Here is a 14,941-nt window from a genome sequence, read left to right as displayed (position 1 = left end):
ATATTCTTTAAAAATTGTTGCCCCTTCCCTACTTCTAACCTATTTATTGTAATTTTCCTATTCCTAACCAAATCACTAAAATCTAAGCTTTATGGCGGGTAATTCTAAGATTGCTATCTACGGTGCAATAGGCGCTAATATCTTAATTGCAATTGGAAAATTTTTTGCAGCTTTCTTTACAGGAAGTTCTGCAATGCTTGCTGAAGGAATTCACTCTTTGGTAGATACTGGAAATGGATTACTGCTTTTATTAGGAATTAAACGATCCAAGCAGGAACCAGATGATTTGCATCCCTTTGGTTATGGAAAAGAAGTATATTTCTGGAGTTTTGTAGTAAGTGTTCTGATCTTTGCATTAGGTGGCGGATTTGCTATCTATGAAGGGATACATGCTTTACAAGATCCACACGTTATTGAGGATCCAACCTGGAATTATGCTGTACTTATCTCAGCCATGGTTTTTGAAGGAACTGCACTTTATATCGCATTAAAGGCTTTTAATAAATCTCGAGCTTCCTCTGGAAATTTAATAAAAAATATAATACAAAGTAAAGACGCTGCCACCTTTGCGGTAATCATTGAGGATGCTGCGGCTGTTGTTGGGTTAAGTATCGCTTTAATTGGTGTTTTCCTTTCTCAGCAGCTTCAAAATCCTTATTTAGATGGCGCTGCTTCGGTATCTATTGGAGTTTTACTATTGGTCGTAGCCACCTTTTTAGCTAAGGAAAGTAAAGGTTTATTATTAGGAGAAAGTGCAAATCCCGCAGTGATTGCTTCCGTAGAAAAAATTATGAAAGAGCATCCAAGTGTTAAAGATTGGACTTTACCACAAACTATGCATTTTGGTCCAGATAGTATCCTGATGGTTGTAGAAATAGATCTAATAGATAGTATGGAATTGTTAGAAGCCGAGAAAACTATGCTTGCAATTCGTGACGAGATACAAAGTCAGGAACCTACTATTACAAAGGTATTTATTCAATCTTCCAATAACCTCCACCCTAATCTTACCTAGAGGTATTTTAAACTGTAGATTTTAGCGATAAAAACTATCATAAATCTTTGCTAATTCTAGGCTTAAGGCTTGTTTAAGTTTAAGAAAATGGGTTTCTTACAGAGTAATTATTAACTGAAATAAATAACAATATGGAAGCTATATTTCAATTTGTTCAACTGACTAAAAGTGAGCGTTTAGAAGAATTAACTCAAAAAAAATTAGATAAATTAGAGAATAAATATGATTGGATAATTCGTGCAGATGTTTTCTTTAAGAAGCAAGATGGTATGGAACCAAAAGGATTTATTTGCAATATAAAATTAAGCGTTCCGGGACCACAAGTATTTGCAGAATCTAACGAATCATCATTCGAAGCTGCAATGGCTGAAACAGTAAGTGATCTGGATAGACAACTATCTAAACGTAAAGCACAAATGAATACACATTAATCCTTTGAAAGGAATGATAAAAGGTCTGAAATTTAATTATTTTAGACCTTTTTTTTTGCTCTTAAATTTGATTAATCAAAATTATATACGAAAGCTCAATATTTTTATAAAGCTACAAAGACAACCCCTCCAATAGCATTTCCTAATTAAAAAAGACTTTCAAAAATTATATAATCGCTAATGCTAATCTTTAAAGAACTTAACAGCCCCGCAAATACATCTACATTCCCGACAATTCTGTGATGTAAACTGGTAAAGGCCATAATTCCTGTGATCATTATAATCAACATGATCCTGCTTACGGTATCTTTAGCTGAACTTAGTAGCCAAGAAAGTAAACCCATTAGCTAACCAACCAATATTGCACTTACCAAAATAATTATAGGTGAATAAGAAGTAACATGACTTGCTATTTTTTCAACAGCATGAAGACTAAAAATACCTAAAGCAAAACCAATCCAAATTAATAGTGCAGCCATTAGGCATCCTCTAGCGAGATTTCCTTAGATCACTAATCCCCATAATTTCAAGAGATTGGTGATAAATTGGTTTTTATTTAAAACAGGCAGCCTTAATAAGGAAGTTTGCTCGGTAAAAGTAAATATTTCCCCAAAATCATCATAATAAATCCGGCAGGATACATAAAGGTCAATAATTTAAAGATGGTATCTTCAGCAAGCTTTCCCCACTAAAGAAAGTAAACAATGTACACATTAGCAAAAAGCTAAAACCAATCTCTAGGCCTGCGGTAAAGGAACAGAATAAAATACTCCCAGAACTATTACCAAATACGGCGTTTCCTACCCCTAGCTACTCATTTAATATTTCTCCATGTTTAAGAGGCTTAGCCTCATCATCGCTTTCTTTGCCCTTAGAGTTTTCCAGTTCAGAATCAATATTTTTTTGTTTCTGTTCTTTTTCTACTTCTTCTTTGCTTTATTCTTTAATGGTCCTTAAAGAATGTTACTACTAACTTTTTAAAGTGATTCCTTAAGTTTGTTTATACCATTTATTTCTCACTAAGATATCATATTTTCCAATTTCTGTCTATCAACAGATTGGCCGTAAATTTTTTGATCTGGATCCATGATCTTTGTTTTAGTAAGGTCTCCTAAATAAACAGCATCAAAACCAATGTCTTCAATTAGCTTTCTAGTAATTTCTTTGCTTTCGTGATCTTGTGCTGCGTATGGTATTGCCAATTTATCTGTATTATTAAAAGCTCTGTTCTTTAAATGATCCGCTTTTATAGTATTAAATGCTTTTGAAGTTTTCGCTGTATTAAATTTCATAGCAGTATACTCAGAGGCATTTCTATTAGAATCTCGAACTTCCTGAGCCATTGCACCATCCCTTTCTGGATATGGATTGGTGGCATCTATAATTACTTTTCCACCATATTCTCCTGCATATAGTTCAGATAATCTATCTATAGCATTAAATGGAACTGCCAGTAAATAAACGTCTGCATTTGCTTCAAACGCCTTCTCAATACTAACTGCTTTAGAATTCCCACCAGCTTCTCTAACAATATCATTTAATTGCTCGGGGTGTCTTGAGCTAAACAATACTTCATGCCCTGCTTTAGCCCAATGCTTACCTAAATTTCCACCAATATTTCCACTTCCAATAACTCCTATTTTCATGATTTTGTTTTTTAATTAATGATTTTTCGGACTCTCAATATCCTCTTTCTTATTAAAACTTAGTTTCTGAATTTCCAGTTATACTTAAATTTTTGTTCAGAAAACTATTTGTAATGATTGATCTAGTTATTCAAATCATTAGCTTCAAGTTTCTCCTTAAACTCATTGATAATTCCTCCTTTAAGAAGAATATTAATTTGTCTATCGCTTAAAGTATGCTTGCTTGGAAATTCTAAAGTCTCGCCATTTTCTTTCTTAATAATCACCGAGATCTCTTTTCTATCTAATACGTTGCTCGGCAAATCTTTAAAAGAAACCATGTCTCCTTGATCAATTTTATCATAATCTGCGATATCTATAAACTCCAATGGAAGAATACCGAAATTAACTAGGTTTTGCCATGCAATCCTTGCATAGCTCTTGGCCAAAACTGCCACCTGACCTAAATATTTAGGTGCTAGAGCAGCATGCTCTCTACTAGAACCTTGTGCATAATTTTCTTTGGCAACCACAATGTGTCCACCATATTCTTTTTTTGCCTGCATTGCCCGATCATAAAATGTATCATCAATCACGGTAAAGGAATATTTGCTGATCTCGGGTAGATTACTTCTAAATGGGAGCACCTCCGCCCCAGCTTTCAAAATTTCATCTGTAGAGACATTATCTCCCATTTTTAAAAGTACAGGTACATTATAATCATCTTGTAACTTGTCTATGTGTGGTAAGCTTTTGATATTTGGCCCTTTTTTCAATTCTATATGTGAACCATCTTCCAATGGAGCTACTAACATATCTTTATTTATAATTTCCATTTCTGGCTGAATATATTGTGGATAGCTCATGTTATATAACTTTTCCAGATCACGGGGATCGGTGATCACACCTGTTAATGCGGAAGCAGCTGCGGTTTCTGGACTGCATAAGTGTACCATATCGTCTTCTGTTCCAGATCTACTTGGAAAATTTCTTGGCATCGTTCTTAAGCTGATGGTATCTGATGCTGGCGCCTGTCCCATTCCTATGCAACCCATGCATCCGGATTGGTGAAACCTGGCTCCTGCTTTAATTAAATTTCCAAAGGCTTTGTTATCTATCATATTCTGGATGGTCTGCCTAGAAGTTGGATTCACATCAAAAGAGACATCGCTGTTCACAGATTTGTCTTTTACAATGGCTCCAGCCATCCAAAAGTCTCGTAATCCAGGATTCGCAGAAGAACCTAATACTACTTGACTAATTTTCTTACCAGCCACTTCAGTTACTGGAACAACATTACCCGGACTAGTAGGCAAGGCTATTAATGGTACAAGATCATCTAATATTATCTCTTCATGAAGATCATATTCACAACCTTCATCTGCTAATAATTCCGTCCAGTCTTCCTCTCTATCTTGTGATTTTAAAAATCTTTTAGTTTCATTATCACTTGGGAAAACGGTTGTCGTTGCTCCTAATTCTGCTCCCATATTGGCAATTACATGCCTATCCATAGCGCTTAAATATTTCAGACCTTCTCCATAATATTCTACAATTTTTCCAACGCCACCTTTAACATCATGTCTCCGTAACATTTCCAGAATTACATCTTTAGCACTGACCCAATTTGGCAATTTCCCAGATAATTTAACACCCCAAACTTTAGGCATTTTCACGAAATAAGGTTTTCCGGCAATGGCTGCTGCAACATCTAAACCTCCAGTTCCTATAGCCAGCATACCAATAGACCCTGCAGCACAACTATGACTGTCTGAACCTACTAGTGTTTTTCCCGGTTTTCCAAATCGCTCCATATGTACAGGATGACTCACTCCATTCCCAGGCCTGCTATACCACAATCCAAATTTCTGTGCCGCAGAAAGAAGAAATAAATGATCATCTGCATTCTTAAAATCGGTTTGCAAAAGATTATGATCAACATATTGCACCGCAATTTCCGTCTTTGCCTTTTTTAGATTCATTGCCTCTAATTCTAATTGAACTAAGGTTCCTGTGGCATCTTGCAATAAAGCTTGGTCTATCTTAATTCCAATTTCTTTACCAGCAGTCATTTCGCCCTCTAAAAGATGTGACTTAATTAATTTTTGAGTAACATTTAGTTTTTGCATTTGTATAAAATTTACACTTGAAAATATCATTTTTAGATGGATTTTCCTTTCTGTTTAACAATATCTTATAGCTTTGTAAAATCAATTTCAAAATATAATAAGGCTAAATATTATTTTAAAAAATAGAATGAGTATGAATGTTATTATGAAACGAGCCATAGTTGGTGGTGTGGTTTCCACATTTATTATGGGAACAGGAACTTATATCTTGGGAGAGATTTCTGGATATGAAGCAAAAGAATTACTGTCTTCCTCCCTATCGGGAATTAATATGCTTTGTAATACTGTGATCTTAGGATCTTCTACTATTCTAGCCCTTATGCTACCATTATTAAGTTTGAGTACCGGATCGAATTCTAGACTTACTAAAGTGCACTATAGCCACGTGTTAACTATATCGAAGTTTGTAACTATACTTATTATAGTCTCGGTAATAACGTTCTTAATGTTGAATCTACCGATCACTGAAAGTGAAGAAGTTCCAAGTTCTTGGTTCACTATTATTTACTATATAAGTCTCGCAATGGCTGCCATTTTAGGTGGTGGTTTTGTAGCTATAGTAACTATGCTTTATGAAACAATTTCTAATGTTATTTTAATTGTGGGATTTGGTGTAAAAGATCATCCTATGATAGAAAAAGCTGAAGATGAAGCCGAGGAAGCTAAGCAGGAAGCAAAGGAAGAGGCTGAAGAGGCAAAGGAAGATAAATAAGATTAATATAAATGCTGATTAAGTGTTTTAGACTTTGCGGAAAATAAAAAGACTACTCGAGAAAAAATTTTCATAAACATTTACCGGAATTTTACTTTTCAAAAAATAAACAGAAAACTAAAATTGTGATTAATGCGAAAATCTTTCGGGAATAGTCCTTTTAAAATTTTATAATTTAGTCTAAGACTGTGTCCTGCTAAGTTTATTTAAAATATCTGTTTGTGGTCCATCTTCTAAATTAAATCCTGGCTTCCCATGTAAAGGAAAAAGATAAGTAAAAGATTCTTCAAAGGCTCCCCAACTTTCGGCAAGACCAAATTCAGAATTTTTACTTTCCATTGTTGGCCTGGAAAAGGTATTTTCATCTGTAGAATAACTAGATCCTACCGCATCTTCACCTGTAAATAACATTCCATCATTAATATCAGAATAGATTAAAATAGATCCACCACCATTACCCGGCAAGTCATATATTGTTAATCCAAAATGTTTAGTTATCTCCTGCTTGGCAGTGATATCCTTTAAATTATAATCATCCTTGATCGAATTTCTTGGGTGGGCAAAAATTTGAGCTCCTCCAGCATCTTCAGATAAGGTTTTAAGATCTGCATAGGCATTTTTATAAACAGAAGAATTACTAAGAATAATTCCTTTTATTGTATATCCATCTGTTACCAGCTGCTTTACAGCTTTAAGTGTTTCTTTTTCTACAACATCTATTAAAAGGATATCTTTTCTATTAATATGTCTAATAGCATATCCTTGATTAAATCCGGATTCTTGTTCGCTACCTTTAATGATAAAAGTATCTGGAATCAATTTTAAAAATTTCCCGATCTCTCCTTGTTCAATAAATTCTGCGGTTTGGCTGTGTAAAACTTCCATTTTATCTACTGTCTTCATAAGATATTTTGGTTTTAAATTATAATTAAATTTACAAAGGGCGATCCCTAAAGCAATTCTCTTTAATATTGTTTAACGAGCATTTAGCAGTTCATTAACGAGATTGCAAAAGCACTAAATCTTCCATGGTGAGAAAGAGAAAATACTTGACTGGTTAATAGATCATTACTGAACAATTGGGGAATGTCATGTTTATTTTTTTTAATCCTAAAATTATATTTTGACTCTTTTAAAAGTAAGGAATATTCGGCAAATAATTTGTCTTTTAAAAAAAATTCATCTTGATAAATTTTGAAATTAATAGCGACATTTTTTTCTAATGTGGCTATACTGTGAATGTTAACTGCTGTGATTTTTGACAGAGTGAAATAAGTCTGACTTTTAATTTTTACAATTCCCTGGATATTATTTTTCTCTTCTGAAATGATTTCACACTGAAAATCTAATGGATTGTACTTCCTTGGTAAATTAAACCGGCGCTGATGTGCCTTATAAGCTGCTTCTTTAAAGGACCAGAACAATCGAAGTATTATCGTCGGTTTATCAGATTTAATTATAACCTCTTGCTCTGCTGAAGCAAATAATTTATTCAAATAACGAGGACTCTTCCAATTTGGAGAGATTGGAATTTCAAGATCTATAATATCATTTCCTATCAATTCTCCATTTTGGTTAAGATTATTCTTTTCGCATCTCCGGCTGTAAGCATCCCTTCCATAGAAGTATTATCTATTTCTATATTAAATTCATCTTCTACATCTAGAATCACATCTACAAGGTTGGCGGAGTTTATTTTTAGATCTGATATAAAATCGGTACTATCGCTAAAATCTTCCAGCCCTTCTTTGCGTTGAACATAAGGAGTTACAATGTTTTTTATTTTTTCTAAAATTGTTTTATCTGTCATGAGGCTAATATAATAATCTATTTGAAGTGAAAAGTTAAAAATATTGCTGTTCCAAGTCTAAAGTTCAAGGTTTAAAAATTTAAACAAAAAACACGAATTCTTGAATATAAAATTTTGAATTAAACATATTTCTTAAATATAACCACGGCATTCACATCTCCAAAGCCAAAACTCGCTTTAGCCAAAATGTTGATTGATTTTTCAATTGTTTCTCTCGGAATACTTTCTTCAGAAATAAGAGCAAGTATTTCTGGGTGAATTTTTTCGCAGTTAATATTTGGGAAAATAAATCCTTTATCTAATTGCAACACACTTGCCACACATTCTATACTTCCAGAAGCACTTAAACAATGTCCTGTCATTCCCTTTAAAGAATTGATATAAGGAAAATCATCTTTTAAATTTAATGCTTCTACCCAATTTTTAATTTCTACAGAATCTTTACTTGTAGCTGTTAAATGTCCATTTATACTATCTATTTCTGAAGCTTTTATTTTTGAATTAAATATAGCACCCGTGATGCAGCGTTGTACAGCTTCATTATTTGCAGCAGTCATGCTTCCCTCTCCCCTCTGACCTCCACTATTCACCTCTCCTCCTAATACTTCTGCATATATCTTCGCTCCTCGCTCTAATGCCGACTCCAAATCTTCTAGAACCAAAGCTCCAGCTCCACTTCCTGGAACAAATCCTGAAGCTAGAGTGCTCATAGGTTTGGATGCCTCTTCAGGTTTATCATTATAATTCCCGGGAAGAATTCGCATAGCATCAAATCCGCCCCATACGTAAGGGCCATCATCACCACAGCTACCAACTAACATTCTCTTAGCTTTTCCTGCTTTAATACGTTCGTAACCCATTAACAAAGCTTCAGTTCCAGTGGTGCATGCAGAAGAATTGGTAGTCACCTGATTCCCGCATCCTAAAATACCTCCCAGATAAGCACTTATGCCGCTCGCCATAGTCTGGATTACACTAGTACTACCTAAACGTCTGGTTTTTCCTGCATCTATTAAATGAATGGCTTCCCTAAATTTATCTACTCCCAAGATTCCAGTTCCAAAAATAATTCCTGTATCCCAATCCGGAGAATCCTCTTCCGCTAACTCAAGCCCGGCATCTTTAAAGGCATCGGTTCCTGATATAACTCCATAAACAATTCCGCTACTGTTCAAACCACGTAGTTGTAAAGGAGTAAAATAATCAGCGATTTTTTCTTCAGAAATAGAAGGCTTCCCTCCTATCTGGCAACTAAAATTAAGTTCTTTAAGTTGTGGATGAAAAGTGATTCCGCTTTTTCCCATTCGAAGTGCTGTTTCGAATTCAGGAATGCTTGTCCCATTGGGAGAACAAATTCCTAAGCCTGTAATTACCACTCTTTTTTCCATTATTAATTTCCTGAATTCTGATGAAGCTTCTTCTTTAATCTTTTGTCTTGATTCTTGAATCTTGATTCTTGAAATTTAATTCTTTATCATTCCCGCAATCATTCCACGGCAAACCAATTCATTTTTGTTATTAAACATTTCCACCCCACATTTCAGCTTATTGAATCTAAAATATTCCTTTTTAGAGACTACTTTCACTTGTTCTCCTGGATAGATAGGTAAAAAGAAATCTATTTGAGTAGAACTCAGCGCAATTTGAATATCTTCAATTTCTGATTTACTTTCATCCTCTAAATTATTCAGCAAAAAAATTCCTAAACAAACCACCCCAATCTGCGCCATACATTCAGTTAAGAGAACACCTGGTGTTAACGGATGATTTTTGAAATGTCCTTTGTAAAAATAGGAATCCTCAGGAAATAGATAAGTTCCAGTACACCCCTGCTCATCTATCTGTAAAATATTATCTACAAAAAGAAATGGTTTTGCATATGGAAGTGTAGATATTATATGATTAAAATTCAATTGGGAGAACGGTATTTCAATTAATAATTAGTTAGAATTCTTTTATGAGGAGATTTATTTAAGATGTTCCCCTCCATTTACTGGAATTATAGTTCCTGTGATCCAACTCGCTTCATCTTTACTTAATAGATATACGACATTGGCAACATCATTTGGAACTGTTAATCGCTTAAATGGATTATGCTTTAGTGCATGCATTCTCAAAGTTTCATTACCCGGAATCATTTGAAATGATCTGGTAACGGTTACTCCCGCCTGAATACAGTTAGCTCTAATTCCAAATCTCGCAAATTCCAAAGCCATACTTCTGGTAATAGATTCCAGCACTACTTTTGCTGCAGAAACAGCTGCATAGTTCTCCCAAGCTTTCTTATTTCCTTCACTGGTAAATGACACAACCCGAGCATCTTTTGCAAATAATCCTGCTTTATACACAGCTTCAGTCCAATCATATAAACTTAAAGCCATCGCATCTATAGTGATCTGGAAATCTATATTTTCTAAAAAAGGACCTTCGCCGCTCATAGGCTTTAAATTCCCTTTTGCAATGCTATGTACCAAAGTTCTAATTTTACCTTTCTCTCCTAAAATACTAGTAATTTCCTTTAATAGATCTTCTCTTTTTTCTCTCTGTATGGCATCTACATTAAAACTTTCTAACTGAACACCAGAATTTCTAATATCCTCAAATGCTTCTTCAATATCAGGGATCTCAGACCTCCTATCTCTATGGATAATTATAATATTCATGCCATGTTTGGCAAGTTTTCGGGCTGTTGCAAGTCCAAGTCCGCTACTGCCTCCAAGGATCAGTGCCCAGTAATTAAGATCTTTAAATTCTGCTACCATTCTATTAAGATTCTTTGTGCCGAAAACCCAGGGCCAAAACTTAAAAGTAAGCCCTGCTCTCCTTTTGGGATCTCCTTGTTAAGAAATCTTTCCAAAACGTAAAGCACGGTTACGCTACTCATATTGCCGTAAAGACGAAGGACTTCCCGGGTATCGTCTATATTCTTCCCTAAGATACCAAAAAGATCAGACACTGTTTGTACTATCTTTCTTCCGCCTGGATGAAAAATTAGGTGATTCACCTTTTCTATAGAACTACCATTCTTCTCCAGAAAAGGATAAATAATATCTGGAAAATGATTAGAAATTGTTTCAGGAACACTTTCATCCAAGATCATTTGCAATCCAGAATTGGCTAAATGAAAGCCCATTAAATGAGTAGCATCAAAAAAGTGATACATCTCTTCTCCAATGATCTTAGGCCCTACGGCATCCTCTTCAGAAGAAAGTAATACACAAGCTGCACCATCTCCAAAGATAGCTGCACTAACCATATTAGCCATGCTAAAGTCTCCTAACTGAAAGGTCGCTGTTGGACTTTCCACGGCAACTATAGCTGCTCTTTTTCCCGGATTGGCTTGTAAAAATTTATGAGCATAGATCATTCCTGAAATTCCGGCAGCACAACCCATTTCTGTTACTGGAAGTCGGGTGATATTTTGATTGAGTTGCAATTCATTAATAAGATAAGCATCCAAAGAAGGGATCATAATCCCTGTACAACTTACTGTGATAATAAAATCTAAAGATTCTGGTTTCCAGCCATTTTTTTCTAAAGCGTCTTTTAGTACGTTCTTACCTAATTTCTTTACTTCCCTAACATAAATATTATTTTTTTCCTCAAAAGAAGTGGCAATAAACACTTCCTCGGGCGCCATTATGGAATATCGTTTGTCTACCCCGGCACCTTCAAATATTTTAGTGATCTTTCTTTTAAATCTTTCATCCTTGTCATCTAACCATTCTTCCACCAAGGGTATAATATCTGATGTTTCTCTAAAATATTGTGGGAGTTCCTTTTGAACACTTATAATTCTTACACTCATAGAAGATTATTTTTTTAAAATCCAACGGTATCGGAAAGCCCATTTCCATTTTATGTAATGTTCTTTTGCCGAAATTTCTGTGGCTAATTTTTTTAAGTCATTTTTTTTAAATCCACGAAGAATAGATGTTAATCCATCTTTTCTTGCAATTTCATTACTGATAAAAACTTTACAAAAGGCTTGAAATAAAACGTAAGCCGTTTTACTGCGTTGTAAATCATTGATAATAACACCTAATTGAGACTGATCCTTAAGGATGTTTAATAATTCCAAAATCTCTTCATCTTTAAAATGATGAAGCGTTAGGGTGCAGAGAACAATATCATACTCCTGCTTTTTGTATTCTTCACCAAAAATATTAAGGGTTTCAAATTTAATTTCAGGATAATAATCAGATCTGCGTCTTGCAATTTCAATAGCATAGGGATTCGCATCTATCCCAATAAGTTCTAGGTCGAATTTTTGATTTCTCCCCCAATTTGCAATTTCCCGAAGTACAGCTCCACTACCACAACCAACATCTGCAATTCTAATTGTAGTTTTCTCTGGCAAATCCTTCAGAAGAATTCGAATTCCTTCAAGAGTGATTTTATTACCGCCCAACCATTTATTTATCTTTTCAAGATCGGTTAGGGTCTGCTCTAATTCTTCCCCTTTTAATTCGAAATCGTCCATGATCTCGGCTTCTTCACTGCGTTTTGAAGTATTTATAGAAATCATAATATTGGGTTTCCGTGGGTTTTTGAAATAATTTTTGGAAGCAATGAAGGGAAGCTACTTATTATTTTTTGAACGATGTTTGAAAGCTGTGGATTTAATAAAATATTTTGCAAAATATTACCCATTCGTAATCTGGAACTAAACTGTTCTTTCCAATTTTTCTCATATTCCTTTTCCATAGCTTCTCTGGTGTAGGTTTCATTTTCGTAATATTTTAAAATTACTTCTGAAGCGATCTTAGCGCTATGAATTGCCATCGCCATACCATTACCAGATAATGGATGGATAAGCCCTGCGGCATCTCCTAACATTAGTATATGATCTTGTATGCTAGATTTCTTATCAAAAGAGATCTGTGCAATACTCAGGTTCTTTTCAAATAAAGGGGTTGCCTCTTGAAAAAAGTCTCTTAAATGTGGATTCTGCATTAAAACCTCATTTTTGAAATTGACTGGATCTTTGTGTTTTTTAAAGCTATTGTAAGAGGCGAGATAACAAACATTAATAGCACCAGTTTCAGTTTTGGATAATCCGCAGTACCCGCCTTTGAAATTATGAAGCATTACCAAATTATCTGGAAAACCATCCTTTTTATAATGTCCTTTAATTGCCAACCAGCCAGACTTTTGATCTATAAACTGCCTATCTAATTTCTTATCTAATAAAGAGCGCTTTCCATAGGCTCCTAAAACAATCTTAAATTCAAAAGGTTCGTTTTTATTTGTAGTTATTGCAAATTCATCATTAGTATAAGTAACATCGGTAACTAAAGCGTGAATAAAATTAACTCCAGATGCCAATGCTTTTAGATAAAGGAATTCATCCAAGGCATAACGTGAAATTCCTAGACCACCCAAAGGTAACTTGGTATTTACAGTTTTTCCTGTAACGTCGCTAAATTGTAATTTATCTATAAGTGCAGGCTTAAGATCTGATAAATTAATATCTAGTTGTTTTAAATAAGGAACAATTTCGATGGAAACATACTCACCACAAACCTTATGATTTGGATATGAATCTTTCTCAAATACTGTAACAGGGAAATTGTTTCTAGAAAGATGTATCGCAGCTACTAGACCAGATAAACCTCCACCAACAATTCCTATAGATTTTTTTTTCACTTGTTGAAGGTAGTAAAAGGAAATAAAAAAATCCCGGCGATTAACCGGGATTTAGTATGAATTTGTGAGTTGTCTTAGTTCTCCTGAGTAGCTTCCTCAGCTTCCTTCTTCATTTGCTCATTTGCAACGATAGCAAGTTCTACTCTACGGTTTTTCGCTCTTCCATCTACTGTTGTATTATCATATTTAGGTTGAGATTCCCCATACCATTTAGTGTCAAATCTACCTTTAGAAATTCCGTCACTTACTAAAAAGTTTGTTACGGCTTGTGCTCTATTCTTAGACAAGGTTAAATTATAACTATCTGCTCCTTTATCATCTGTATGTCCTTCTACTAAAATTTCAGTATCTGGATATTCCTTAAAAATTCCAACTAGTTTATGAAGGGCTTCTTTAGATTTCTCGTTGATGTTAAACTTTTCAGTATCAAAATAAATTCCACTGTTCTCATCAAAAGTCACATTAATTCCTTCACCAACTCTTTCAACTTCAGCACCAGGAATTTCTTGTTCTATTTGCTTTGCTTGTTTATCCATTCTACTCCCGATGTATCCACCAGCAGTACCACCAACAACTCCACCAATAATGGCTCCTAAAGCGGTATTTCCTTTACCAACATTGTTTCCGATAACTCCACCTATAACGGCTCCACTACCAGCACCAATTACTGCACCTTTTTGTTTATTATTAGCGTTTTTAGTAGCCTCACAACCAAATAAAAGGGTTGCAGAAAATGCTAGAGCTAAAAATTTATTGATTCCTATTTTCATAATTTTTATTTTAAAGTTTATTAAAATTCATTCTAATAACAAATGGAGATCCTTCCAAAGTTACTGTTTGTTCCCAAGTCATAGATGTTTCAGTTAATGAAACTAATTTAATTCTAAATCCTTGATTTCCTGTTGTAGAGTTCCACTTACTGTCTGTTGGTTTCAATAAAAAGTCAAAAGTTCCACTTGGTGTATTATCTTCATCTATTGACCATACAAAATAACGTTCTCCAGCAGTACAATCTGACCCGGTTGTAGTATAAGTACCTGTATTATTATTGGAAACGAAAGTCCAATTACTACCTTTAAAACAAGCTGCGGAAGCATCATTAAATAAGGTTACATCAAAAGTACCCTGAGAATTAGGATATGTTACAGAATTGAGCGTCCATTCACCTTTAAAGGTTTTACGAGCCTCAGTGGCCACTTTACTAGGGCCACAGGAAACTATTAAAAGTGCTGCAGTAAGTATAAAAATTAATTTTTTCATAAGGGTCTTTTTTTATTTGTTTTTAAGATTAGAAAAAATCCAACCCGATAAATTAGTTTTATCTGATTGGATTTATATGTTATACTTAAATTATCTTCTGAATAATCGGCTTATTAAAGAAATAACAAGCAATACAATAAAGATGTAAAAGATAATTTTTGCAATGTCTGCAGATCCTTCTGCGATTCCTCCAAAACCAAAAATTGCAGCAACTAGTGCAATAATCAGGAAAATAACAATAAGTCGTACCATAATAATAGTAGTTTAATGATTAGTTAAAGCTAAATTACTCTACGGATAAGCATCTAAC

Annotated in this window: 17 protein-coding genes; 3 read left to right on the top strand and 14 right to left on the bottom strand. The window is 34.3% G+C overall.

Going from position 1 to position 14,941, the window contains the following annotated elements; translation table 11 throughout:
* The first annotated feature begins 91 nt into the window (after nucleotides 1-91).
* Complete coding sequence (locus I130_RS15100; RefSeq protein WP_034925152.1) at nucleotides 92-1,015, top strand: cation diffusion facilitator family transporter; 924 nt, start codon at nucleotides 92-94, stop codon at nucleotides 1,013-1,015.
* Nucleotides 1,016-1,146: 131 nt separating this feature from the next.
* Nucleotides 1,147-1,446: an HPF/RaiA family ribosome-associated protein gene (locus I130_RS15095; RefSeq protein ID WP_034925150.1), complete on the top strand. Its 300-nt coding sequence runs from the start codon at nucleotides 1,147-1,149 to the stop codon at nucleotides 1,444-1,446.
* A gap of 1,019 nt (nucleotides 1,447-2,465) precedes the next feature.
* Here I130_RS15095 and I130_RS15085 read toward each other — a convergent pair.
* Together I130_RS15085 and I130_RS15080 are read right to left on the bottom strand one after the other, a co-directional pair.
* Nucleotides 2,466-3,092, bottom strand: a complete 627-nt coding sequence (locus tag I130_RS15085; protein WP_034925147.1) for an NADPH-dependent F420 reductase — start codon at nucleotides 3,090-3,092, stop codon at nucleotides 2,466-2,468.
* Nucleotides 3,093-3,214: 122 nt separating this feature from the next.
* A complete protein-coding gene (locus I130_RS15080) occupies nucleotides 3,215-5,200 on the bottom strand; it encodes an aconitate hydratase (protein WP_034925146.1) in 1,986 nt (661 codons plus the stop codon).
* A gap of 133 nt (nucleotides 5,201-5,333) precedes the next feature.
* Here I130_RS15080 and I130_RS15075 point away from each other — a divergent pair, with 133 nt between their 5' ends.
* The gene (locus I130_RS15075) at nucleotides 5,334-5,912 is read left to right on the top strand and encodes a hypothetical protein (protein WP_034925143.1); all 579 of its coding nucleotides are present in this window, start codon (nucleotides 5,334-5,336) and stop codon (nucleotides 5,910-5,912) included.
* Nucleotides 5,913-6,092: 180 nt separating this feature from the next.
* Here the strand turns inward: I130_RS15075 and I130_RS15070 are convergent, their stop codons facing one another.
* The 12 genes from I130_RS15070 to I130_RS16540 form a co-directional block, all read right to left on the bottom strand.
* Complete coding sequence (locus tag I130_RS15070; protein WP_034925141.1) at nucleotides 6,093-6,815, bottom strand: hypothetical protein; 723 nt, start codon at nucleotides 6,813-6,815, stop codon at nucleotides 6,093-6,095.
* Between the two features lie 83 nt (nucleotides 6,816-6,898).
* Nucleotides 6,899-7,474 carry a 4'-phosphopantetheinyl transferase superfamily protein gene (locus I130_RS16330; RefSeq protein ID WP_051119738.1) on the bottom strand — a complete coding sequence of 192 codons (576 nt, stop codon included), beginning with the start codon at nucleotides 7,472-7,474 and terminating at the stop codon, nucleotides 6,899-6,901.
* Nucleotides 7,471-7,722 (bottom strand): acyl carrier protein, encoded by a 252-nt coding sequence (locus tag I130_RS15060; RefSeq protein ID WP_034925138.1) that lies wholly within the window; start codon nucleotides 7,720-7,722, stop codon nucleotides 7,471-7,473. The genes I130_RS16330 and I130_RS15060 overlap by 4 nt, the downstream gene beginning before the upstream one ends.
* Before the next feature lie 119 nt (nucleotides 7,723-7,841).
* Nucleotides 7,842-9,110 (bottom strand): beta-ketoacyl-[acyl-carrier-protein] synthase family protein, encoded by a 1,269-nt coding sequence (locus I130_RS15055; RefSeq protein WP_034925136.1) that lies wholly within the window; start codon nucleotides 9,108-9,110, stop codon nucleotides 7,842-7,844.
* A 75-nt stretch (nucleotides 9,111-9,185) separates the two neighbouring features.
* Nucleotides 9,186-9,635 carry a 3-hydroxyacyl-ACP dehydratase FabZ family protein gene (locus I130_RS15050; protein WP_034925133.1) on the bottom strand — a complete coding sequence of 150 codons (450 nt, stop codon included), beginning with the start codon at nucleotides 9,633-9,635 and terminating at the stop codon, nucleotides 9,186-9,188.
* A 54-nt stretch (nucleotides 9,636-9,689) separates the two neighbouring features.
* The gene (locus I130_RS15045; RefSeq protein WP_034925130.1) at nucleotides 9,690-10,484 is read right to left on the bottom strand and encodes an SDR family oxidoreductase; all 795 of its coding nucleotides are present in this window, start codon (nucleotides 10,482-10,484) and stop codon (nucleotides 9,690-9,692) included.
* Nucleotides 10,478-11,530: a type III polyketide synthase gene (locus I130_RS15040; RefSeq protein WP_034925127.1), complete on the bottom strand. Its 1,053-nt coding sequence runs from the start codon at nucleotides 11,528-11,530 to the stop codon at nucleotides 10,478-10,480. The genes I130_RS15045 and I130_RS15040 overlap by 7 nt, the downstream gene beginning before the upstream one ends.
* Before the next feature lie 6 nt (nucleotides 11,531-11,536).
* On the bottom strand, nucleotides 11,537-12,250 hold the full coding sequence (locus I130_RS15035) for a methyltransferase domain-containing protein (RefSeq protein WP_034925124.1): 714 nt from the start codon (nucleotides 12,248-12,250) through the stop codon (nucleotides 11,537-11,539).
* Nucleotides 12,247-13,371, bottom strand: a complete 1,125-nt coding sequence (locus I130_RS15030) for an NAD(P)/FAD-dependent oxidoreductase (protein ID WP_034925122.1) — start codon at nucleotides 13,369-13,371, stop codon at nucleotides 12,247-12,249. The genes I130_RS15035 and I130_RS15030 overlap by 4 nt, the downstream gene beginning before the upstream one ends.
* A 74-nt stretch (nucleotides 13,372-13,445) precedes the next feature.
* A complete protein-coding gene (locus I130_RS15025) occupies nucleotides 13,446-14,141 on the bottom strand; it encodes an OmpA family protein (protein ID WP_034925119.1) in 696 nt (231 codons plus the stop codon).
* 10 nt (nucleotides 14,142-14,151) lie between these two features.
* The gene (locus tag I130_RS15020; RefSeq protein WP_034925116.1) at nucleotides 14,152-14,631 is read right to left on the bottom strand and encodes a lipocalin family protein; all 480 of its coding nucleotides are present in this window, start codon (nucleotides 14,629-14,631) and stop codon (nucleotides 14,152-14,154) included.
* A 90-nt stretch (nucleotides 14,632-14,721) separates the two neighbouring features.
* Nucleotides 14,722-14,883 carry a DUF1328 domain-containing protein gene (locus tag I130_RS16540; protein ID WP_010228413.1) on the bottom strand — a complete coding sequence of 54 codons (162 nt, stop codon included), beginning with the start codon at nucleotides 14,881-14,883 and terminating at the stop codon, nucleotides 14,722-14,724.
* Nucleotides 14,884-14,941: the final 58 nt, after the last annotated feature.

Origin of the sequence: Gillisia sp. CAL575 (assembly GCF_000403785.1) — a bacterium.
Taxonomy (GTDB): Bacteria; Bacteroidota; Bacteroidia; order Flavobacteriales; family Flavobacteriaceae; genus Gillisia.
Note: the sequence above shows the minus strand (reverse complement) of the source record. Positions and strands in the feature narration are given on the sequence as shown.

Excerpts from the sequence above, each read along its gene's own strand:
- I130_RS15100 (WP_034925152.1), top strand. The coding sequence starts at position 92 with ATGGCGGGTAATTCTAAGATTGCTATCTACGGTGCAATAGGCGCTAAT.
- I130_RS15095 (WP_034925150.1), top strand. The coding sequence starts at position 1,147 with ATGGAAGCTATATTTCAATTTGTTCAACTGACTAAAAGTGAGCGTTTA.
- I130_RS15085 (WP_034925147.1), bottom strand. The coding sequence starts at position 3,092 with ATGAAAATAGGAGTTATTGGAAGTGGAAATATTGGTGGAAATTTAGGT.
- I130_RS15080 (WP_034925146.1), bottom strand. The coding sequence starts at position 5,200 with ATGCAAAAACTAAATGTTACTCAAAAATTAATTAAGTCACATCTTTTA.
- I130_RS15075 (WP_034925143.1), top strand. The coding sequence starts at position 5,334 with ATGAATGTTATTATGAAACGAGCCATAGTTGGTGGTGTGGTTTCCACA.
- I130_RS15070 (WP_034925141.1), bottom strand. The coding sequence starts at position 6,815 with ATGAAGACAGTAGATAAAATGGAAGTTTTACACAGCCAAACCGCAGAA.
- I130_RS15060 (WP_034925138.1), bottom strand. The coding sequence starts at position 7,722 with ATGACAGATAAAACAATTTTAGAAAAAATAAAAAACATTGTAACTCCT.
- I130_RS15055 (WP_034925136.1), bottom strand. The coding sequence starts at position 9,110 with ATGGAAAAAAGAGTGGTAATTACAGGCTTAGGAATTTGTTCTCCCAAT.
- I130_RS15045 (WP_034925130.1), bottom strand. The coding sequence starts at position 10,484 with ATGGTAGCAGAATTTAAAGATCTTAATTACTGGGCACTGATCCTTGGA.
- I130_RS15040 (WP_034925127.1), bottom strand. The coding sequence starts at position 11,530 with ATGAGTGTAAGAATTATAAGTGTTCAAAAGGAACTCCCACAATATTTT.
- I130_RS15035 (WP_034925124.1), bottom strand. The coding sequence starts at position 12,250 with ATGATTTCTATAAATACTTCAAAACGCAGTGAAGAAGCCGAGATCATG.
- I130_RS15025 (WP_034925119.1), bottom strand. The coding sequence starts at position 14,141 with ATGAAAATAGGAATCAATAAATTTTTAGCTCTAGCATTTTCTGCAACC.
- I130_RS15020 (WP_034925116.1), bottom strand. The coding sequence starts at position 14,631 with ATGAAAAAATTAATTTTTATACTTACTGCAGCACTTTTAATAGTTTCC.
- I130_RS16540 (WP_010228413.1), bottom strand. The coding sequence starts at position 14,883 with ATGGTACGACTTATTGTTATTTTCCTGATTATTGCACTAGTTGCTGCA.